Origin of the sequence: Streptomyces sp. SP18BB07 (assembly GCF_036322545.1) — a bacterium.
Classification (GTDB): Bacteria; Actinomycetota; Actinomycetes; order Streptomycetales; family Streptomycetaceae; genus Streptomyces; species Streptomyces deccanensis.
Map to the genome: position 1 here is coordinate 95062 of NZ_JAQYWT010000355.1, position 19955 is coordinate 115016.

Here is a 19955-nt window from a genome sequence, read left to right on the forward strand (position 1 = left end):
ATCGACTCGTACACCCACGGGACCAGCGCGACCCCGCTGCTCGGTGACACCATCGGCGCCAACCTCGACCGGGCCGTCGCCGCCTGGCCGGACCGTGAGGCGCTCGTCGACGTGCCGTCCGGGCGTCGCTGGACCTACGCGCGCTTCGCCGCGGACGTCGACGCGTTGGCGTACGCGCTGCTCGCGAGCGGCGTCGCCAAGGGCGACCGGGTGGGCATCTGGGCGGTCAACTGCCCCGAGTGGGTGCTCGTGCAGTACGCCACCGCCCGCATCGGCGCGATCATGGTGAACATCAACCCGGCCTACCGCACCCACGAGGTCGAGTACGTCCTCCAGCAGGCCGGGATCTCGTTCCTGTTCGCGTCCCTCCGCCACAAGACGAGCGACTACCGGGCGATGGTCGAGCAAGTGCGGTCCCGCTGCCCGCGGTTGAGGGAGACCGTCTACTTCGGCGACCCCGGCTGGGACGCGCTGCTCGCGCGCGGGACGCCGGTGCCGTACGAGGACCTGTCCTGCGACGACCCGATCAACATCCAGTACACCTCGGGCACCACGGGCTTCCCCAAGGGGGCGACCCTCTCCCACCACAATATCCTCAACAACGGTTATTTCGTCGGGGAGTTGCTCGGCTACGACGAGCAGGACCGGATCTGTGTGCCCGTGCCCTTCTACCACTGTTTCGGCATGGTGATGGGCAACCTGGCGGCCACCTCGCACGGCGCGTGCGTCGTCATCCCGGCGCCCTCCTTCGACCCGAAGGCCACCCTGGAGGCCGTCCAGCGGGAGCGCTGCACCTCCCTGTACGGCGTACCGACCATGTTCATCGCGGAGTTGAACCTTCCCGACTTCGCCGCGTACGACCTCTCCTCCCTGCGCACCGGCATCATGGCGGGCTCGCCCTGCCCGGTGGAGGTGATGAAGCGGGTGGTCGCCGAGATGCACATGACGGAGGTCTCGATCTGCTACGGCATGACCGAGACCTCGCCCGTCTCCACCCAGACCCGGCGCGACGACGACCTGGCACACCGCACCGGCACGGTCGGACGCGTCCTGCCGCACATCGAGGTGAAGATCGTCGACCCGGCGACCGGGGTGACACAACCGCGTGGCAGCGCAGGGGAGTTGTGCACCCGCGGCTACAGCGTGATGCTCGGCTACTGGGAGGAACCGGAGAAGACCGCCGAGGCCGTCGACGCGGGGCGGTGGATGCACACCGGGGATCTGGCGACGATGCGCGAGGACGGTTACGTCGAGATCGTCGGCCGGATCAAGGACATGATCATCCGGGGTGGCGAGAACATCTACCCGCGCGAGATCGAGGAGTTCCTGTACGGCCACCCGAAGATCGCCGACGTCCAGGTGGTGGGCGTGCCGCACGAGCGGTACGGCGAGGAGGTGCTCGCCTGCGTCATCCCGCGCGAGAGCGCGGAGCCGCCCACGCTCGAGGAGCTACGGGCCTACTGCGACGGGCGGTTGGCGCACTACAAGATCCCCAGCGCGCTGCGCATCCTGGACGCCTTCCCGATGACGGTGTCGGGGAAGGTGCGGAAGATCGAGCTGCGGGAGCGTTACGCCGCCGGGTAGCCGGCGCGTCCCATCCGGCGGGTTGGTCGCTCAGGCTCGCGCGCCGGTGGCGATGAGGTCCGTCGCCGCGCGGTTCACCGGCTGTGGGGTGCCCGTGAGATCCAGGACGAACAGGGAGACGCCCAGGCCGTCGGCGCGGTCGCGGGCGTCGTTCGCGTACCCGGCGAGGGAGAAGTAGACGCAGTCGGTGGACTCCGTCATGGCGGTCAGCCACAGGCACTCGACGTCGCGCAGCGAGGCCGGGCGCACCGAGGGGTCCACCTGGGCCAGGACACCCCGCGCGGCGAGCCCGATCCCCGAGGGCTGGCGCTGGTCGGCGCGGCGGATGTCGTGGTAGCCCAGCCAGCGCAGATAGAGGGCGACGGCGGTGACCGCGTCGCGGGCCGTGCGGATGGTGACGGGCCGGAAGGTCGCCCGGGGCGCGGTGGACGCCCCGGCCGTGCCCACGGCGCCGCCCGGGGCCAACGGCCGTAGGGCGCCGGCCACCGGCACGCGCAGCACGGTCCCGCAGGAGCAGCCCAGCTCCGGGTGGGGCCACTGGTCGGCGCGACCGCAGCTTCCGCAGCGGACGGTGATCCAGTCCTCGTCCCAGGTGCGATGGGTGACCGAGGTGGGGGCGGCGCGGTGGTTCAGGGCCGGGGCGACCGGGGTGCCGCACGCGCAGGGGTAGGCCGGGGCGGCGTACTGGTGCTCCCGCCCGCAGTCCGGGCACCGCACCGCCATGCTCTCGCTCATGCTCCCCACCCCACCGCCGTGCCCCGTCGAGAACGCCTCCTCATCGTCCTCCAGGCAGGGCTGCTCCGGCAGGGAAACACCCCGACACGGCCCGGTGGATTCCACGGGCCACGCCCTTGACGCTCCTGGGACCGACCCCTACATTGCTTCCAGATAGCAGAAAACACTTTCCGCAATATGGAATAAGAGCGGCTGCGGAAAGCACACTGACGAGATCACGGAAGTGCTCACCGCGGGGCGCGACGGTGGCGCGAGTCCGGCAGCTGAAGCAGGAGTACGCAATGGCTCGTATGACCGCTGCCCGCGCGGCAGTCGAGATCCTCAAGCGCGAAGGAGTCCGTGACGCGTTCGGGGTCCCCGGCGCCGCGATCAACCCCTTCTACGCGGCCCTGAAAGCCGCCGGCGGGATCCAGCACACCCTCGCCCGGCACGTCGAGGGCGCGTCGCACATGGCCGAGGGGTACACCCGCACCCGTGCCGGGAACATCGGAGTCTGCGTCGGCACCTCCGGGCCCGCCGGCACCGACATGATCACCGGGCTCTACTCGGCCATCGGTGACTCCGTGCCGATCCTCTGCGTCACGGGTCAGGCGCCCACGGCCGTCATCCACAAGGAGGACTTCCAGGCGGTCGACATCGCCTCCATCGCGGGGCCCGTCACCAAGATGGCCGTCACCGTCCTGGAGGCCGCGCAGGTGCCCGGCGTCTTCCAGAAGGCCTTCCACCTGATGCGCTCCGGCCGTCCCGGGCCCGTCCTCATCGACCTGCCCGTCGACGTCCAGCTCACCGAGATCGAGTTCGACCCGGACACGTACGAGCCGCTCCCGGTCTACAAGCCGGCCGCCACCCGCGCCCAGATCGAGAAGGCGATCGGGATGCTGAACGCGTCGCAGCGGCCGCTGATCGTCGCCGGCGGCGGGATCATCAACGCCGACGCCTGCGAACTGCTCGTCGAATTCGCCGAGTTGACCGGTGTGCCGGTGGTCCCCACCCTCATGGGCTGGGGCGCCCTGCCCGACGAGCACGAGCTGAACGCCGGCATGGTCGGCCTCCAGACCTCGCACCGCTACGGCAACGCAACCTTCCTGGAGTCCGACTTCGTCCTCGGCATCGGCAACCGCTGGGCCAACCGGCACACCGGGAAACTGGACGTCTACACGGCCGGACGCACCTTCGTCCACGTCGACGTCGAGCCCACCCAGATCGGCCGGATCTTCGCCCCCGACTACGGCATCGCCTCCGACGCCAAGGCCGCGCTGGAGCTGTTCGTCGCCGTGGCAAGGGAGTTGAAGGCCGCGGGCCGACTGCCCGACCGCTCGGCCTGGGCGGCCGACGCGCAGGACCGCAGGGCCCGGCTGCAACGCCGTACGCACTTCGACGACATCCCCATCAAACCGCAGCGCGTCTACGAGGAGATGAACAAGGCCTTCGGCCCCGAGGCCCGGTACGTCTCCACCATCGGCCTCTCCCAGATCGCCGGCGCCCAGCTGCTGCACGTGCACCGCCCCCGCCACTGGATCAACTGCGGTCAGGCGGGCCCTCTGGGCTGGACCGTGCCGGCCGCGCTCGGCGTCGCCAAGGCGGACCCCGAGGCGTCCGTCGTCGCCCTCTCCGGCGACTACGACTTCCAGTTCATGATCGAGGAGTTGGCCGTCGGGGCGCAGCACCGCATCCCCTACGTCCACGTCCTGGTCAACAACTCCTATCTGGGCCTCATCCGGCAGGCCCAGCGCGCCTTCGAGATCGACTTCCAGGTCAACCTGGAGTTCGAGAACGTCAACTCGCCCGAGCTGGGCGTCTACGGTGTCGACCACGTCAAGGTCGCCGAGGGCCTCGGCTGCAAGGCGATCCGGGTGACCGACCCGGCCGACCTGGCCGACGCCTTCGAACAGGCCAAGAAGCTCGCGGCGGAGTACCGGGTGCCGGTCGTCGTCGAGGCGATCCTGGAGCGGGTCACCAACATCTCGATGTCCACGACGAACGACATCGGCAACGTGGTCGAGTTCGAGGAGATCGCGACGGAGCCGGGACACGCGCCGACGTCGATCAGGCCGTTGCGGGTCTGACGGACGCGGGACGTGAGGAGCCGGCGGTGGCGCGTGGTCCATCGCCGGCTCCACCGGCGTCAGGGGGGCGGCTCATCCGAGGGCACGGGAAAGGGAAGGCCCTGCTCCAGCGCGACCTCGCGTGATGCGAGCCGCTTTGTCGCGCTGGAGCAAGGCCTCCCCTGTTTCCCCGGTTCACCCCCGATCCCCGGGCCCCCGTTTCCCCCGTTCCTGTGCTCCCTTGCTTCCCCGTTGTTTCCCCCGTGCCCCTGTTTCCCCCGTGGGGCTGTTCCCCCGTCGAGGCCCGCCGCCCCCGTGCCGGCGGACCTCGTGTGACGAGAATGTGCCCTGCCCCAGGGGTAGTTGAAGCCCCCATGCAGGGTTTCAGAGGTTGATTTGAGGGTTCCGTAGACGCTCTACGCAGCCTTGCGTAGGCAGAGAGCCGTGACGGCTGCCGGTGATCGGCTTGTCGGACGCCTTTTCCGGCGCGGACGCGCGGGTCGGCGACCGACGGGTCGGACCGCGGCGGCCGCGCGGCACCGGTTCCGTGTCCCTCACGTCGAGACGCGGGCCGGGGCCTTCACCACCGCACTGGCGCGCGACGCCGCCGCGGTCCGTGCCCTGCCCGCGGGTGACCGACGCTCAACCCCTCATCCGGGTCGGTCGGAAACGGTCGCGGGCGGTGCGTCCGGTGGCTGATGGGTGTCCACCAGGGACCGGACGCCGATCGGGGATGGAAGAGGATGGAAGAAGTCGATCGCCGGGGTGGAGAGGACGGCACACCCGTCGGCGACGGCCCGAGCTTCACCCACCGTCGAGAGTCGTACGAACCTCGCGAGGGGCCCGCCGACGTCCCTGAGGAAGTCGGCGTACCCGGGACGGCGGTTCCGGCCCGCGGCGGCACCTGGGCGCGACAGGACAGATGTCGGCGCCGCCGCGGACCGGAGGTTCGGTGGGGTGTCTCCTCAGACCTGGGCGCCGGAGAGGCGTTCCACGGCCCGCAGCAGGGCCGAGTGGTCGAGGCCGCCGTCGCCCTGGGCGCGCAGCGAGGCGACCAGCTGGGCCACCACGGCGCCGACCGGCAGGGCGGCACCCACGGTGCGGGCGGCGTCGGTGACGATGCCCATGTCCTTGTGGTGCAGGTCGACGCGGAAGCCCGGCTCGAAGTGCCGGTTCAGGAAGTTGTCCTTCTTGCGGGTCAGCACGGTCGACCCCGCGAGCCCGCCGTTCAGGACGTCGAGGGCCGCCTTCAGGTCGACGCCCGACTTCTCCAGGAAGACCACGGCCTCGGCGCACGCCTGGATGTTCACGGCCACGATCAGCTGGTTCGCGGCCTTCACGGTCTGCCCGGCGCCGTGCGGACCGCACAGCACGATCGTCCTGCCGAGCGCCTCGAAGAGCGGCTCGGCCTCGTCGAAGTCGGACTGCTCGCCTCCGACCATGACGGACAGCACGGCCTCGACGGCGCCCGCCTCACCACCGGAGACCGGGGCGTCGAGCACCCGGATGCCCATCTCCTTCGCGGCCTTCGCCAGGTCGACGGAGGTCTGCGGCGTGATGGACGACATGTCGATCAGCAGGGCGCCGGGCCGGGCGTTGGCCAGGATGCCGTCGGGGCCGTACGCGACGGCCTCGACCTGCGGGGAGGCGGGCACCATCGTGATGACGACGTCGGCGTCGCGCACGGCCGCGGCGACGGAGGCCGCAGCGGTCCCGCCGGCGGCGGTCAGCCGGTCCAGCTTGTCCTGCTCCAGCGTGAAGCCCGTGACGTCGTAACCCGCCTTGATCAGGTTCTCGGACATGGGGGAGCCCATGATGCCGAGGCCTATCCACGCGACCTTGGGGAGATTGCTCATGGTGAGGGTGCCTCTCTGACTGCTCTGCTACGGCGGTGGGGTGGGCGCCCGGCGGCGGGGCGACGTGTTCGGCGGCGCGGCGGCGCTCAGCGCGCGGTGCGGGCGTCGCGGGGGAGCCAGTCGAAGGCCTCGGCGCTCGGCCGGTCGCCCGGCTTGTACTCCAGGCCGACCAGACCCTCGTAACCGGCCTTGCCCAACTGGTCGAGGAGGTCCTCCAACGGGACGGTGCCGGTGCCGGGAGCGCCGCGGCCGGGGTTGTCGGCGATCTGCACGTGTCCCGTGCTGCCGACGTGGTCGGCGATCACCCGCGGCAGGTCCTCGCCGTTCATGGACAGGTGGTAGAGGTCCATCAGGAAGCGCGCGTTGCCGAGGCCCGAGGCCTCGTTGACCCGGTCGACGACGCCGACGGCGGCCGGTGCGGACACCAGCGGGTAGAGCGGTGACTCCACCTCGTTCAGGGCCTCGACCAGCAGGACCGCGCCGATCCTGTCGGCGGCCCGCGCGGCCAGGACCAGGTTGTCCAGGGCGAGCGCGTCCTGCTCGGCCGGGTCCACGCCGGCGACGCGGTTGCCGTAGAGGGCGTTGAGCGCCGTGCAGCCGAGGGACTCGGCGAACTCCGCTACGACGTCGACGTTGGCGCGGAAGCGCTCCGACTCCGCACCCGGGATCGACAACGCGCCCCGGTCCGGCCCCGGCAGCACTCCCGAGTAGAAGTTCAGCCCGGTCAGCCGGACGCCCGCGGCCTCGAACGAGCCCCGCAGGGCGTCGAGTTCGGATTGAGGGGGAGTGGGGGAGTCGACCCAGGGCCACCACAGCTCGGCCGCGGTGAAGCCGGCCGCGGCGGCGGCCGCGGGGCGCTCCAGGAGCGGGAGTTCCGTGAAGAGGATCGACAGGTTGACGGTGTAGCGCTGCTCCGTGAATCCCATGGGGCCTCGGACGCTCCCTTCCGTGCACTCTCCGGATAATATTTCGTTTATTCCGTATGGTGGAAACTATTTTCTGCTTAATGGAAGACTGCCGCCGCCGGTCGGAGCTTGTCAAGAGGGCTCGGTGGAAAACGGCGCCGCGCGTTAGGTTGTGCCCGTGCGATTGAGAGTGGAGTTCACGACCGAGCCCTTCGATCTCGACGAGGCCCCGGCGCACGCGCTCGTGGCGCGGGAGGTCGTCGAGGCGGCCGACCTGGACGCGGTCGACGTCGGCCCGTTCGGCAACACGGCGGAAGGGGGAGCCGACGCCGTGCTCACGGCCGTGGACGCACTGCTGCGCCGGACCCTGGAGTCCGGCGCCACTCGGATCTCGCTCCAGGTCAATGTGATCGGGGAGGGCGGCGAGTGACCGGCGCCGGCGCCGGCACCGGCGACGAGCGCTTCGTCGCGGCCGTCAAGCCGCTCGTCGACGCCATGGGCGGACTCATGCTGCCGCCCGGCGAGGCCGGCCCCGACGACGTCGTCCTGTCCTGGGAGGGCGCCGACGTCGTCGCCGTGCGGCTGCCGCAGCTCGCCGAGTCGCTGGATCACATCCTCGCCGCGATGGAGCGCCAGAAGGGCAAGCCGCTCGCCGACCTCGACCGCAAGGCCAAGCAGGAGGTCGTACGCGTCCTGGAGGCGCGCGGGGCCTTCTCCGTGCGCCACGGCGTGGAGACCGTCGCGACCGCCCTCGGCGTCAGTCGCTTCACCGTCTACAACTACCTCAACCGCGAGAAAGAGGCCTGAGGGGCGGTTCCGTCCCGCCGGGTGGGCGCGGTCGCGGCAGCTTTGCCGTAACCGCGATTTTTCAACAAACTGTTGACGTGGTGTCGTCGCGGGGCGTTAGCTTGCCGTAGCCAGTCCAGCACCACGGCGACGGAGGCTCCCGTGACTTCGCGTTCCTCGACACCGGGCCTCGCCCGTTTCAACGCCCTGGAGGAGCACGCGGCCGCCGCCGCGCTCCACGAGGCGTGCGCCTCGGCGGAATGGGGCCGCAGACTGCTCGCCGGCCGCCCCTACACCGCCGTCGAGGACCTCTTGACCGCCAGCGACGCCGCCATGGCCGAGCTGGGCGAGGCGGACCTCGCGGAGGCGATGGCCGGGCACCCGCCGATCGGTCGCCCGAAGCCGGGCGACCCCACCTCGGCCCGTGAGCAGCGCGGCATGGCCGGCGCCTCCGACGCGCTCAAGGCCGAGATGCTCGAACTGAACCTGGCCTACCAGGAGAAGTTCGGCCATGTCTTCCTGATCTGCGCCACCGGCCGGACCGGCGAGCAGATGCGCGACGCCGTCCGGGACCGGATCGGCAACGCGCCGGAGCGGGAACGCGAGATCGTCCGCACCGAACTGGGCAAGATCAACCGCATCCGCCTGGCCCGGCTCGTCGACGTCGAAGAGGAAGCCCGCTCATGAGCACCAGCACGACCGCCTCGGTGTCCACGCACATCCTGGACACCTCCGTCGGCCGCCCCGCCGCGGGCGTCACTGTCCGCGTCGCCGCCCGCTCCGGACGGGAGGCCGAGTGGCAGGCAGTCGGCGGCTCGGCGACCGACGCCGACGGCCGCTGCAAGGACCTCCCGGCCCTGCCGGAGGGCACCACCCACGTACGCCTCGACTTCGAGGTCGAGCCGTACCTCGCACAGACCGCCGCACAGCCCGTGCGGAAGCAAGCCGATGCGCAGCAGGACGCCCCCGCGAACCGGGACAGCGGTGCCGTGTTCTTCCCCGAGGTCGTCATCACCTTCACGGTGACGCCCGGCGAGCACTACCACGTACCGCTGCTGCTCAACCCGTTCGGCTACTCCGTTTATCGAGGGAGCTAGCTATGCCCATCCTTGGACCGAACCAGTACGGCAAGGCCGAGAACCGCGTCGTACGCATCACGCGGGACGGCGCCACCCACCACATCAAGGACCTCAACGTCTCGGTGTCGCTGAGCGGCGACATGGACGAGGTCCACCTCTCGGGCTCGAACGCGAACGTCCTGCCGACGGACACCACCAAGAACACGGTGTACGCCTTCGCCAAGGAGCACGGCATCGACTCCGCCGAGCAGTTCGGCATCCACCTCGCCCGGCACTTCGTGACCTCCCAGCCGGCCATCCACCGGGCCCGCATCCGTATCGAGCAGTACGCGTGGGAGCGCATCGAGCACGGCGGCGAGGGCGCGCACTCCTTCGTCCGCGCGGGCCAGGAGACCCGGCTGACCCAGGTCACCTACGACGGGTCGGCGTGGGAGGTCGTCTCCGGCCTCAAGGACCTCACGGTCATGAACTCGACCGACTCCGAGTTCTGGGGCTACGTCAAGGACAAGTACACGACCCTGCCCGAGGCGCACGACCGCATCCTCGCCACCGACGTCTCCGGCCGCTGGCGCTTCAACTGGACCGACGACGAGCAGCCGGCCCCCGACTGGGAGGCGTCCTACGAGCAGGTGAAGCAGCACCTCCTCCGGGCCTTCGCCGAGACGTACTCGCTCTCGCTCCAGCAGACCCTCTACCAGATGGGCGCGCGGATCATCGACAACCGCGAGGAGATAGACGAGGTCCGCTTCTCCCTCCCCAACAAGCACCACTTCCTGGTGGACTTGGCCCCGTTCGGCCTGAAGAACGACAATGAGGTCTATTTCGCCGCCGACCGGCCCTACGGCCTCATCGAGGCCACCGTCCTGCGGGACGGGTGCGAGGCGAGGATCCCGGCCGACCTCACCAACCTCTGAGAGATCTCGAGCGACTTCCGAAGGACGAACGAACCATGGCAGCAACCCAGCGCATCGTCATCGAGAACGCGGCGATCGCGACCGTGGACGCGCGGGACACCGAGTACACGTCCGGTCATGTGGTCGTGGCGGACAACGTCATCGAGTCGGTCGGCGAGGGCCGCGCCCCCGAGGGCCTGACGGACGTCGTACGCCGGATCGACGCCACCGGCCACCTGGTCACCCCCGGCCTGGTCAACACCCACCACCACTTCTACCAGTGGATCACCCGGGGCCTGGCCACCGACCACAACCTCTTCGACTGGCTCGTCGCGCTCTACCCGACCTGGGCGCGCATCGACGAGCGCATGACGTACGCGGCCGCCCAGGGCTCGCTCGCCATGATGGCCCGCGGCGGGGTGACCACGGCCATGGACCACCACTACGTCTTCCCCCGGGGCTCCGGCGACCTGTCGGGCTCGATCATCCGGGCAGCACGCGAGACGGGCGTCCGCTTCACGCTCGCCCGTGGCTCGATGGACCGCAGCGAGAAGGACGGCGGCCTCCCGCCGGACTTCGCGGTCGAGACCCTGGAGGGCGCGCTCGCCGCCACCGAGGAGACGGTGAACCGGCACCACGACGCCTCCTTCGGCGCGATGACCCAGGTCGCCGTCGCCCCCTGCTCGCCGTTCTCGGTCTCCACCGAACTGCTGCGTGAGGGAGCCGAGTTGGCCCGTCGCCTCGGGGTGCGGCTGCACACCCACGGCTCGGAGACGGTGGAGGAGGAGAAGTTCTGCCACGAGCTGTTCGGCATGGGCCCGACCGACTACTTCGAGTCCACGGGCTGGCTCGGCGAGGACGTGTGGATGGCCCACTGCGTCCATATGAACGACTCCGACATCGACGCCTTCGCCCGGACGGGGACGGGTGTCGCCCACTGCCCCTCCTCCAACGCCCGGCTGGCGGCCGGTATCGCCCGTGTCCCCGACATGCTGGCGGCCGGCGTCCCGGTCGGCCTCGGCGTCGACGGCACCGCGTCCAACGAGTCCGGCGAACTCCACACCGAGCTCCGCAACGCGCTCCTCGTCAACCGCCTCGGCGCCCACCGCGAAGCCGCGCTCACCGCCCGCCAGGCCCTCCGGCTCGGCACCTTCGGCGGCGCCCAAGTCCTGGGCAGGGCAACGGAGATCGGCTCCCTGGAGCCCGGCAAGCTCGCCGACCTCGTCCTCTGGAAGCTGGACACCCTCGCGCACGCGTCGATCGCCGACCCGGTGGCCGCCCTGGTCCTCGGCGCGGCGGCCCCGGTGACGGCGTCGTTCGTGAACGGCCGGCAGATCGTGGAGAACGACCGCCTGCTGCACGTCGACGAGGACGAGATCGCCCGCTCGACGAGGCAGGAGGCGCGGCGGCTGGCACGGATCGCCGCCGAGGCCTGACCCGCTGGACTCTGGTCGAGGGGGACGGCCCTCGACCAGAGCCGTGGACCTCGGCGAGGTCCACGGCAGCCGTCTCCGGGGCGCGCACGAGCGTGCGCGCCCCGGAACGGTGCCTGGTTCGGCGGAGACCCGTCAGGAGAGCGCTGTGAGCCGGTCCCGGACCTGGGTCGCGACCGTGTACGTGTCCCCGGTCGGCTCGGTCGCGAGCGTCCCTGGGTTGCGCGCCCAGCGGTCCTCCAGGGCGAACCAGTCGATCTTCGCCGGGGCCCGGCCCGCCGCCAGCGCGGTCCTCAGCTCCGCGAAGTACGTCGACCAGCGCAACCGGTACAGTCCGCCGACCAGTCCCGCCCACTCCCGGTTGGCGTAGTCCCGTAGCCCCGCGTCCGCGCCCTCCCGCGTCCCCCACACGGTCAGCAGCGACAGGTTGTCGTACGCCAGCTGGTCACGCTCGGCCGCGTCCGCGCCCCAGGAACGGGCCTGGGTTACCCAACGGCCCAGCAGATGACGGGAGTCGGTGGCCACCAGCGCGTCCAGCAGATCCATCAGCGACAGCCAGTCCCCGCTCGACCTCGCGAACGCCGTCGCGTCCCCGGCGTCGTACGCCGCCTTGATCTTCGGCAGCATCACACGGCTGCGGTTGGCGAGGGCCTGGCGGGCCACGTCGAGGAGATCCCGGCGGTACGCCGCCGAGACGCGCAGCTCGGGTCGTACCTTCAGCAGTTCGGTCAGCGCGGGTTCGAAGTCCGCCGCGCTGTAGCGGAGTTGCTTGGGCGACCAGCGGCCGGCCCGTACGACGTTCAACGCCGGCCGGGCGCCGAACAGACCGTCCGCGCCCTCGCTCCAGGAGTCGGCGCGGGTGGTGCCGTACGCGGTGCGGCGCAGGACGTCCCAGGCCGCCTCGGCGTGCGGATCGCGGGCGCCGTACCGGGCGCGCGCCCACTCGGCGAACCAGCTCTTCAGATCCAACTCGCCCTCCCGCCAGGCTAGTTCGGAGAACAGCGCGAAGGCGGCCGGGTTGTTGTCCGCCGCCTCCGGCATCAGGGCGATCCCGCGCAGCCTGCTGCCGTCCTTGGTGCGCCACTTCTCGTACAGCGCGGCCCAGTCGGGGGTGTTCGCGCCGAGCGCGGTGTGCCCGCCGAAGTTCCAGATCGAACCGAAGGCGTACGGGGTGTCGCCCCAGTCGGCCTCGCGGTCGGTGACGGTGGGGAACCGGTCGGACAGACCGTCGACGACGAGCATGCGTTCCTTGTCGACGGCGTCGACGATCGCGCGCGGCGGATTGTGCTGCCAGCCGAGGATCACCCAGGTGGCCCCCGCGTGAGCCCGCTGGAGCGCCCTCTCGACGCCCTTCGCCGCGTCGGCCACGGGCACGTCCCCCGGGTCGCCGCCCTCGTGCAGCAGATCCATCTTGTACAGCGTCGACGGACCGAACATCTCGTCCTGGACCCGGTAGAAGGCCGCCGCCACCCGGGCGAACTCGTCTCCGCGCGGATCCAGCCAGTCGGGGCGCGCGAAACCCATCCACTCGCCCTGCGGCACGGTCCGCGCCCCCGGGACCCGCTCCGCGAAGCCCGGTGGGACGGTCCCGAAGTAGCCCGGGAACACCGGTGTCATCCCCAGCTCACGCGCCCGGTCGGCGATCCGGCGGCCGAGCACGGCCCGCGCGTCCAGGAGCTGCCGGGAGACGGGGGAGGGGAAGGCGGACAGGTTCTGCAGCAGCCACCACGGCTGGTGGGCGGGGCCCGGCACCCACGCCCGCAGCTCCTCCTCCCCGTACCCGAACTCCTGGAACACCCGGTGGTACAGCGCGTCCGCGCCCGCGTAGACGAGGACCTCGTTGTAGCCGTGCAGCGCCAGCACGTCCAGCTCGCGCTCCCAGTACGACCAGTCCAGGTACGCGCCCGTGTAGCCGTCGTTGGTGTCGTTGAGGGCGAAGCGGTGCACGACGTTCGCCCGCCGGCTCACCGTCCCGTCGAGGCCGGGGAGCTCGCGCGGCAGGAGCTCCGTCTGCTCGCCCGCCCAGTTGATCTCGGCGTACGCGACATGCCGCAAGTACCAGTTCAGGCCGGTGAGTTGCGTGGCCGGAGTGTCACCGGCGACGGTGATGCGCCCGGTGCTCCCCGAGACACGGAAGGTGTCCTTCTCCTTGGCCTCCGTGAAGGTGATCTGCCGCCAGTGGTCCGGCAGCAGCCTTCTGGCCGCCACCGAGGCCGTGCGCTGTGCCTTGTCGGTGCGGGGCGCGTCGTCCGACGGGATGGCACGGGCCGAGGTGCAGGCGGCCGCGGAGCCGGCGGCGAGCGCGGTGAGCAGGGCACGGCGAGCGAGCGGCATGGTGTCTCCGGGGATGCGGTGGGGGTACGCAGGGGGAGGAATACCCGCCGACACCCCACTTGCGCGCGGACACACGGCCACACGGGGGAGAACCTGACGTGAACGGCTCCTTCCTACGTCAATATGAGTAGATTTCCTGGGTCATGCACCCTTCGGGAACCACTCCCCGCATCCGACACGTTGTCGGGAAACAGGGATTTATCCGAATGATCGCTTCGCATCCGGTGGGGGCCGGTACCGACGGAGAGGAACCGGTAAGTCCGGTTGTGACCGTTCGCGGAGCCGGGGGACAGAACGGGGACACCCATGGTGCATCGACACCATCGCGAGACCTACTACGTCGTCAACGAGGGCCGGATCCTGGAGTTCGAGAAGGGGGCGGCGGTCGCGCGCGTACCGAGCGCGACCGAGCAGCAGATGGCCTTCCGCTTCTCCCGTTTCGGCGAGAAGGGAGTCCAGCTCGACGAGGAACTGCTCGGCAAGCTGGCCGTGGCCATGACCACGGGCACCGGCGGCGCCGACCCCGACTCGGGGGAGCCCGGGGCGTCGGTCCCGGCGGGGTTCACGTATCTCGGTCAGTTCGTCGACCACGACCTGACCCTGGACCGCACCCAGGTGGGACTGGGCGAACCGGTCCCGGTCGAGGACCTGGTGCAGGGGCGCAGCCCCGCCCTCGACCTGGACTCGCTCTACGGCATGGGCCCGCGCCACGCGGGCAGTGCCCGCTTCTACGAGTCCGACGGCCGCCTGAGGACGGGCACGACGCTCGGGGTGGGCTTCCCGCCCGAGTCGACGTCCAACATCGACCACGCGGGCTTCGACCTGCCGAGGGCCGGCGAGGCGGCCGGCGGCACCCGGGCCGACAAGCGGGCCCCGCTCATCCCGGACGCGCGCAACGACGAGAACCTCGCGGTCGGCCAGCTCCACCTGGCGTTCATCCGCTTCCACAACCGCGTCGTCGACCTCCTTGCCGAGCGCGGAGTGCCCGAGCACCGGCTGTTCCAGGCGGCCCGGGACATCGTGGTGAAGCACTACCAGTGGGTGCTGCGCACCGACTTCCTGCCGCGCATCGTCGACCCGGACATCGTCGAGCGGGTCTTCACCCGGGGGCGCAAGCACTTCGAGCGGCCCGGGTACGTCCGCCCCGGCGACTTCCCGACGATGCCCATCGAGTTCTCGGTGGCCGCCTACCGCCTCGGCCACAGCATGGTGCGCGGGGCCTACCAGTGGAACAGCGTGTTCCGCGCGGGCGGCCCGGGCCCGATCGCCTCGCTCGGTCTGCTGTTCCGCTTCAGCGGCACGGCGGGCAACCTCACACCGGGCCCGGACGACCTGAGCGACCTCGACGACCCGAACTCCGGGGAGAACCTGCGGCTGCCGAGCAACTGGATCGTCGACTTCCGTCGGCTGTTCGACTTCGGCGAGATCGGCCGTGACGACCTGGTCGTGCCCGAGGGCGAGTTCAACGTGGCCAAGCGGCTCGACACGCTCCTCGTCGACCCGTTGTCCACGCTGCCCACCGGCACCTTCGACGGCCGTGGCCGCCCGGCCCCGCCGCCGATCCAGCGCAACCTCGCGTTCCGCAACCTGGTGCGGGCCTCGATGGTGGAGCTGGCCACCGGGCCGCAACTGGCCGCCCAGATGGGCTTCAAGCCGCTGACGGAGGACCAGATCCTGCGCGGCAACGGCGGAGCCGCACTGGAGGGGCTCACCGACGCCGAGCGCGCCCAGCTGGTGGAGCACACCCCGCTGTGGTTCTACGTGCTGCGCGAGGCCGAGGTGAACGAAGCACGCCCCGGCAGCCTCACCGGGGTCGGCGGCACCCTCGTCGCTGAGGTTTTCCACCGGGCGATGGAGGGCAGCCGGAGGTCGATCGTGAAGCACCCGGGCTGGCGCCCGAGCCTCCCGTCCCACCGGAAGGGCAGGTTCACCATGGCGGACCTGCTGCTCTTCGCCTTCGAGAACGACCCGGAGCTGCTGAACCCGCTGGGCTGAGCGGCCACCGGCCGTGAGTCCCCGGCGCCGCGAACCGCGAGCGAGAGCCCACGGTCCGCGACGCCGGGGACCACGAGGCTTGCTCAGGCGGAGGGGTCGACCCCTCCGCGCCCAGTCCACCGGTAGAGCTACGTCCAGTTCGGCTACGCCCAGGTCGCCTACGCCGGTTCGGCTACGCCCGTCTCGGTGACGCCAGCAGATACCGCTCGCGCGTGCGTGGGTCCGTGTGCTCGCTCACCTGCCAGCCCGTCTCTTCCAGCGTCGCCCCGCAGGCCCGCAGCGCCTCCGCGTCGGGCTCCCGTACGGCGACGGCCTCGGGCTGGGGCGTGGCCCGCACGCGGTAACCCCCGCCCGGCCGCGTCGCGGCCCGCGTACCCGCCGAGTCAGCGGTGTCCGCCGAGTCCACCGTGTCCGTCGACTCCGCACCCGCGGGTCGGTGGCCCGCGGCCTCCAGGGCCAGCGCTGCGGCCTGCACCAGATGCGTACGCTCCCAGCCGCACGGGCGGTCCGTGGCGCCGTCGGTGTTGGTCATCCGGCGCAGTTCCAGAAGTCCCTGCCAGGCGCTTTGGACCTCACGGGTGCGGGCCGGTCCGGTGACGGCGCCCTCCTCGCCGCCGACCCGGGCGGCGAAGACACCGCCGGTCCCGGTGGTGGTGTCCCTCCCGGCTGTCTCCCGTGGGGCCGTCTCCGCGACAGCGACACCAGCGACCGCGGCAGGTGCCGGTGCCGGTGCCGTCTCCCGTATGCGGTGCCCGGCCGGGGTGAGGAAGTGGTCGTGCGGCGGGCGCGGATGCCGGAAGGCCAGCCCCCGCTTCACCAGGGCCGCGAGCTGGTACTCCGTGCCCGTCAGGCGCCCGGTCACGGGCTCGGCGGCGTCGATGATCCGCCGCTGCGCGGCGGTCGGCGGTCGTGTCACGGCACCCTCCCTCACCTCGACCGGCCGTGGCCCCCGCCCGAACCGGTTGTGGTCCGACCCTTCTGAAGGCTACGAGGGGGGTCTGACATTCCACCCCGCGACGACCGGCCGCCCGTGCTCCGTGCCGAGCCGGCAGACCGTGCCCGTGGCCAGCTGGAACAGCGCCCCGTCGGAGGCGGGCAGCCCCAGGTAGCGGGCGGTGAGGACGCGCAGGAAGTGCCCGTGGGCGACCAGCAGCACGGGTCCCTCGGCGTACTCCATCGCCGTGCGCGTCTTCGCCAGCATCCGGTCGGCACGCGCTCCGACCTCCTCCGGGCTCTCCCCGGGATGCTCCGGCGGCCCGGGAGCGACCCCGTTGGTGAACAGGAACCAGTCCGGCCGGGTGCGATGGATCTCGACGGTCGTGATCCCCTCGTACCCGCCGTAGTCCCACTCGACGAGGTCCGCGTCGACGCGTGCCCCGGTGAGCCCGGCCAGTTCGGCCGTCTCCTGGGCACGCTTCAGCGGGCTGACGAACACGGCGCCGACGCGGAACGAGTCGAGCAGCGGCGCGAGACCGCGTGCCTGCGCACGGCCGTTCTCCGTCAAAGGGAGGTCGGTCCAGCTGGTGTGCTGCCCGGACACCGACCACTCGGTCTCACCGTGCCGCACGAGAAGAAGATCACCCATGACTCACAGGGTACGAGCCCACCGCTCCAACTCTCTGAACTCCTCCTCCCGCAGACCCCTGCGTGGATCGATCCGCATGAGCAGCGCGGCGGTGTCGTGGTGCTCGGCCACATGTCGTACGTCGAGGTCGGTGATCATGTCGTCCACCCAGACGAACGGCCGTCCCGCCGCCCACTCCAGGACCTGCCGGGTCTTCCAGTACAGCCCGTCGGGGTCCTCGGTGAAGAGGCCGGTGAACTCGATGACCGGAAGATCGCGGGGCAGTCCGATCACGGGGCCGATCATCTCGTTGGCCTCGTGCATCCAGGTCGTCGCCCACGCCAACTCGTACGGCAGCGCGAGCAGTCGTTCGCCGTGCGCCGGATTGAGCCGGATCCGCAGGCCCCGGCGCAGCCGCCGGGAGCCCGGTTTCTGCCGGGCGGACCAGTTGGCGGGGCGCATCCGGTGGGTCACATAGCCATCAGGACGCCACCACCGGGCGCCGAAGGGGTTGAGGGGGCCGTCCACGTCGAGGAGGAGCAGCGGGCGCTCAGTCATGGGGAAGGGCTACCCATCCCCGGTGGGCGCCGATGCCCGTACCCCGTGTACGCCGACGCCCCGGTCCACGTACGCGACGGTGCCGTACCGCCGTCGCCGGCCACCGGTACCGGTCGTCGACGACCGGTACCGGCCGTCGGCTACTGCCGGTACCCGCTCAGGAAGCGGCCGATCCGGCTGATCGCCGCGTCCAGGTCGTCGGCGTGGGGGAGGGTGAGGATGCGGAAGTGGTCGGGGGTCGGCCAGTTGAAGCCGGTCCCCTGGACGACCTGGATCTTCTCGCGGAGGAGGAGGTCCAGGACGAACTTCTCGTCGTCGTGGATCCGGTGGACCTTGGGGTCGAGCCGGGGGAAGGCGTACAGGGCGCCCTTCGGCTTCACGCAGGAGACACCGGGGATCTCGTTGAGCTTCTCCCACACCACGTTGCGCTGCTCGTGGAGGCGCCCGCCCGGCGTGGTGAGGTCGGTGATCGACTGGCGGCCCCCGAGCGCGGCCTGGATGGCGTACTGGGCGGGCGCGTTGGCGCACAGCCGCATGGAGGCCAGCATCGTCAGGCCCTCCAGGTAGTTGCGGGCGTGCTGCTTGGGGCCGGTGACGACCAGCCAGCCGGAGCGGAAGCCCGCGACGCGGTACGTCTTGGAGAGCCCGCAGAAGGTGAGGACGACCAGGTCGGGGGCGAGCGCGGCGGCCGAGTGGTGCACGGCGTCGTCGTACAGGATCTGGTCGTAGATCTCGTCGGCGAAGACCATCAGTCCGTGGCGGCGGGCGAGGTCGAGGATGCCCTCGATGATCTCCTTGGGGTAGACCGCGCCGGTGGGGTTGTTCGGGTTGATGATGACGACGGCCTTGGTGCGGTCGGTGATCTTCGACGCCATGTCGTCGAGGTCCGGGTACCAGTCGGCCTGTTCGTCGCAGAGGTAGTGGACCGCCTTGCCGCCGGCGAGGGTGGTCACCGCCGTCCAGAGGGGGAAGTCGGGGGCGGGGATCAGGATCTCGTCGCCGTCCTCGATCAACGCCTGTACGGCCATGGAGACCAGCTCGGAGACGCCGTTGCCCAGGAAGACGTCGTCCACGTCGACGTCCAGGCCGCGCTCCTGGTAGCGCTGGGCGACCGCGCGGCGGGCCGAGAGGATGCCGCGCGAGTCCGTGTAGCCGTGGGCCTGCGGGAGCATCCGGATCATGTCCTGGATGATCTCCTCCGGCGCCTCGAAGCCGAAGAGCGCGGGGTTGCCGGTGTTGAGGCGCAGGACGCTGTGGCCCGCCTCCTCCAACGCGTTGGCGTGCTCGATCACGGGGCCGCGGATCTCGTAACAGACCTCGCTGAGCTTGCTCGACTGCCGGAACTCCATGCGCCCTCGCCCTCCGGTTCGTGATGCCGCTGGTTCGCTTGGTTTTACCAAGTAGGCGCTTGGAAAGTCCAACGACATGTCTAGACTGCGTCCCATGTCACCTCGCCGAAGCTACGACCAGTACTGTTCCGCCGCGCGGGCGCTCGACCTCGTCGGTGACCGCTGGACCCTGCTGATCGTGCGCGAACTGCTGGCCGGGCCGCGCCGCTACACGGATCTGCACGCGGACCTGCCGGGCGTCAGCACGGATGTGCTGGCGTCGCGGCTGAAGGACATGGAGCGGGACGGTCTGTCGACGCGACGCCGGCTGCCGCCGCCGGGGGCGGCGTACGTGTACGAACTCACCGACCGGGGGCGCCAGTTGCTGCCGGTGCTGCAGGCGCTGGGGGCGTGGGGGGAGTCGGCGCTCGGGGAGCGCCGGGCCACGGACGCGGTACGGGCGCACTGGTTCGCGTTGCCGCTGCTGCGGGCGTTGCGCGGTGCGGGCGCCGGGCTCGTCGAAGTCCGGCTGGAGGAGGGGGCGTTCCATGTGTGGGCGGGCGCGGAGGAGGGGCCGGTGTACGGGGACGGGCCCGCGCCCGGGGAGGCGGACGTACGACTGACCCTCGACGCGGACACCTGCGGTGCGCTCGGCCGGGGGGAGTTGGGGCTGCGGGAGGCCGTTCGGGCGGGGCGGGTCGAGGTGGACGGGGAGGGGGCGCTCGCGAAGGAGTTGCGGGAGGGGTAGGGGTGGGGGCCGTTTGAGCGCCGTCGCCCGGTTCGGGTGGGTGGGGCTTATCGCGCAGTTACCCCCCCCCCAGAAAATCACGGGCTGCGCCCCCGTGCTTTTAAGGCCCCCA

The 19955-nt window shown here is 71.0% G+C and carries 18 protein-coding genes; 10 read left to right on the forward strand and 8 right to left on the reverse strand.

The window, feature by feature from the left end:
* Complete coding sequence (locus PUR53_RS36875; RefSeq protein ID WP_329896199.1) at positions 1 to 1584, forward strand: AMP-binding protein; 1584 nt, start codon at positions 1 to 3, stop codon at positions 1582 to 1584.
* A 30-nt stretch (positions 1585 to 1614) separates the two neighbouring features.
* Here the strand turns inward: PUR53_RS36875 and PUR53_RS36880 are convergent, their stop codons facing one another.
* The gene (locus PUR53_RS36880; protein ID WP_329896133.1) at positions 1615 to 2319 is read right to left on the reverse strand and encodes a hypothetical protein; all 705 of its coding nucleotides are present in this window, start codon (positions 2317 to 2319) and stop codon (positions 1615 to 1617) included.
* Positions 2320 to 2600: 281 nt separating this feature from the next.
* Here PUR53_RS36880 and gcl point away from each other — a divergent pair, with 281 nt between their 5' ends.
* Entirely contained in the window at positions 2601 to 4385 is a 1785-nt protein-coding gene (gcl, locus tag PUR53_RS36885) for a glyoxylate carboligase (protein WP_329911232.1), read from the forward strand.
* 944 nt (positions 4386 to 5329) lie between these two features.
* On the opposite strand, the gene PUR53_RS36890 is transcribed toward gcl, so the two are convergent.
* Together PUR53_RS36890 and PUR53_RS36895 are read right to left on the reverse strand one after the other, a co-directional pair.
* Complete coding sequence (locus PUR53_RS36890; protein WP_329911233.1) at positions 5330 to 6220, reverse strand: 2-hydroxy-3-oxopropionate reductase; 891 nt, start codon at positions 6218 to 6220, stop codon at positions 5330 to 5332.
* An 86-nt stretch (positions 6221 to 6306) separates the two neighbouring features.
* Positions 6307 to 7146, reverse strand: coding sequence for a TIM barrel protein (locus PUR53_RS36895; RefSeq protein ID WP_329911234.1), 840 nt, complete (start codon positions 7144 to 7146; stop codon positions 6307 to 6309).
* A 157-nt stretch (positions 7147 to 7303) separates the two neighbouring features.
* Between PUR53_RS36895 and PUR53_RS36900 the strand changes: the two genes are divergently transcribed.
* The 6 genes from PUR53_RS36900 to PUR53_RS36925 all read left to right on the forward strand — a co-directional run bounded on the left by PUR53_RS36900 (position 7304) and on the right by PUR53_RS36925 (position 11319).
* The gene (locus PUR53_RS36900) at positions 7304 to 7555 is read left to right on the forward strand and encodes a hypothetical protein (RefSeq protein WP_033530035.1); all 252 of its coding nucleotides are present in this window, start codon (positions 7304 to 7306) and stop codon (positions 7553 to 7555) included.
* A gap of 65 nt (positions 7556 to 7620) precedes the next feature.
* Entirely contained in the window at positions 7621 to 7932 is a 312-nt protein-coding gene (locus PUR53_RS36905; protein WP_329896198.1) for a helix-turn-helix domain-containing protein, read from the forward strand.
* Positions 7933 to 8073: 141 nt separating this feature from the next.
* The gene (gene uraD / locus PUR53_RS36910; RefSeq protein ID WP_329896129.1) at positions 8074 to 8598 is read left to right on the forward strand and encodes a 2-oxo-4-hydroxy-4-carboxy-5-ureidoimidazoline decarboxylase; all 525 of its coding nucleotides are present in this window, start codon (positions 8074 to 8076) and stop codon (positions 8596 to 8598) included.
* Positions 8595 to 9008, forward strand: coding sequence for a hydroxyisourate hydrolase (gene uraH, locus PUR53_RS36915; protein WP_329911236.1), 414 nt, complete (start codon positions 8595 to 8597; stop codon positions 9006 to 9008). Before uraD ends, uraH begins: the two co-directional genes overlap by 4 nt.
* Before the next feature lie 2 nt (positions 9009 to 9010).
* The gene (gene pucL, locus PUR53_RS36920) at positions 9011 to 9904 is read left to right on the forward strand and encodes a factor-independent urate hydroxylase (RefSeq protein ID WP_329896127.1); all 894 of its coding nucleotides are present in this window, start codon (positions 9011 to 9013) and stop codon (positions 9902 to 9904) included.
* 35 nt (positions 9905 to 9939) lie between these two features.
* Complete coding sequence (locus PUR53_RS36925) at positions 9940 to 11319, forward strand: 8-oxoguanine deaminase (RefSeq protein ID WP_329896126.1); 1380 nt, start codon at positions 9940 to 9942, stop codon at positions 11317 to 11319.
* A gap of 132 nt (positions 11320 to 11451) precedes the next feature.
* On the opposite strand, the gene PUR53_RS36930 is transcribed toward PUR53_RS36925, so the two are convergent.
* On the reverse strand, positions 11452 to 13650 hold the full coding sequence (locus PUR53_RS36930) for an alpha-N-acetylglucosaminidase (RefSeq protein WP_329911237.1): 2199 nt from the start codon (positions 13648 to 13650) through the stop codon (positions 11452 to 11454).
* A 306-nt stretch (positions 13651 to 13956) separates the two neighbouring features.
* On the opposite strand from PUR53_RS36930, the gene PUR53_RS36935 reads away from it, so the two are divergent.
* Positions 13957 to 15645 carry a peroxidase family protein gene (locus PUR53_RS36935; protein WP_329896124.1) on the forward strand — a complete coding sequence of 563 codons (1689 nt, stop codon included), beginning with the start codon at positions 13957 to 13959 and terminating at the stop codon, positions 15643 to 15645.
* Positions 15646 to 15817: 172 nt separating this feature from the next.
* Here the strand turns inward: PUR53_RS36935 and PUR53_RS36940 are convergent, their stop codons facing one another.
* From PUR53_RS36940 to PUR53_RS36955, 4 genes are all read right to left on the reverse strand, one after another.
* Positions 15818 to 16561, reverse strand: coding sequence for a hypothetical protein (locus PUR53_RS36940; RefSeq protein ID WP_329911238.1), 744 nt, complete (start codon positions 16559 to 16561; stop codon positions 15818 to 15820).
* 69 nt (positions 16562 to 16630) lie between these two features.
* Positions 16631 to 17230 carry a histidine phosphatase family protein gene (locus PUR53_RS36945; RefSeq protein WP_329911239.1) on the reverse strand — a complete coding sequence of 200 codons (600 nt, stop codon included), beginning with the start codon at positions 17228 to 17230 and terminating at the stop codon, positions 16631 to 16633.
* 3 nt (positions 17231 to 17233) lie between these two features.
* The gene (locus tag PUR53_RS36950) at positions 17234 to 17767 is read right to left on the reverse strand and encodes an HAD domain-containing protein (RefSeq protein WP_329896121.1); all 534 of its coding nucleotides are present in this window, start codon (positions 17765 to 17767) and stop codon (positions 17234 to 17236) included.
* A 140-nt stretch (positions 17768 to 17907) separates the two neighbouring features.
* The gene (locus tag PUR53_RS36955) at positions 17908 to 19116 is read right to left on the reverse strand and encodes a pyridoxal phosphate-dependent aminotransferase (RefSeq protein WP_329911240.1); all 1209 of its coding nucleotides are present in this window, start codon (positions 19114 to 19116) and stop codon (positions 17908 to 17910) included.
* Between the two features lie 94 nt (positions 19117 to 19210).
* Between PUR53_RS36955 and PUR53_RS36960 the strand changes: the two genes are divergently transcribed.
* Positions 19211 to 19843: a winged helix-turn-helix transcriptional regulator gene (locus tag PUR53_RS36960; protein WP_329896119.1), complete on the forward strand. Its 633-nt coding sequence runs from the start codon at positions 19211 to 19213 to the stop codon at positions 19841 to 19843.
* The last annotated feature ends 112 nt before the right edge of the window (positions 19844 to 19955 follow it).

Bases quoted from the DNA above. Each gene is read 5' to 3' on its own strand.
- PUR53_RS36880 (WP_329896133.1), bottom strand. From the start codon at position 2,319: ATGAGCGAGAGCATGGCGGTGCGGTGCCCGGACTGCGGGCGGGAGCAC.
- gcl (WP_329911232.1), top strand. From the start codon at position 2,601: ATGGCTCGTATGACCGCTGCCCGCGCGGCAGTCGAGATCCTCAAGCGC.
- PUR53_RS36890 (WP_329911233.1), bottom strand. From the start codon at position 6,220: ATGAGCAATCTCCCCAAGGTCGCGTGGATAGGCCTCGGCATCATGGGC.
- PUR53_RS36895 (WP_329911234.1), bottom strand. From the start codon at position 7,146: ATGGGATTCACGGAGCAGCGCTACACCGTCAACCTGTCGATCCTCTTC.
- PUR53_RS36905 (WP_329896198.1), top strand. From the start codon at position 7,621: ATGGGCGGACTCATGCTGCCGCCCGGCGAGGCCGGCCCCGACGACGTC.
- uraH (WP_329911236.1), top strand. From the start codon at position 8,595: ATGAGCACCAGCACGACCGCCTCGGTGTCCACGCACATCCTGGACACC.
- pucL (WP_329896127.1), top strand. From the start codon at position 9,011: ATGCCCATCCTTGGACCGAACCAGTACGGCAAGGCCGAGAACCGCGTC.
- PUR53_RS36925 (WP_329896126.1), top strand. From the start codon at position 9,940: ATGGCAGCAACCCAGCGCATCGTCATCGAGAACGCGGCGATCGCGACC.
- PUR53_RS36930 (WP_329911237.1), bottom strand. From the start codon at position 13,650: ATGCCGCTCGCTCGCCGTGCCCTGCTCACCGCGCTCGCCGCCGGCTCC.
- PUR53_RS36935 (WP_329896124.1), top strand. From the start codon at position 13,957: ATGGTGCATCGACACCATCGCGAGACCTACTACGTCGTCAACGAGGGC.
- PUR53_RS36945 (WP_329911239.1), bottom strand. From the start codon at position 17,230: ATGGGTGATCTTCTTCTCGTGCGGCACGGTGAGACCGAGTGGTCGGTG.
- PUR53_RS36950 (WP_329896121.1), bottom strand. From the start codon at position 17,767: ATGACTGAGCGCCCGCTGCTCCTCCTCGACGTGGACGGCCCCCTCAAC.
- PUR53_RS36955 (WP_329911240.1), bottom strand. From the start codon at position 19,116: ATGGAGTTCCGGCAGTCGAGCAAGCTCAGCGAGGTCTGTTACGAGATC.
- PUR53_RS36960 (WP_329896119.1), top strand. From the start codon at position 19,211: ATGTCACCTCGCCGAAGCTACGACCAGTACTGTTCCGCCGCGCGGGCG.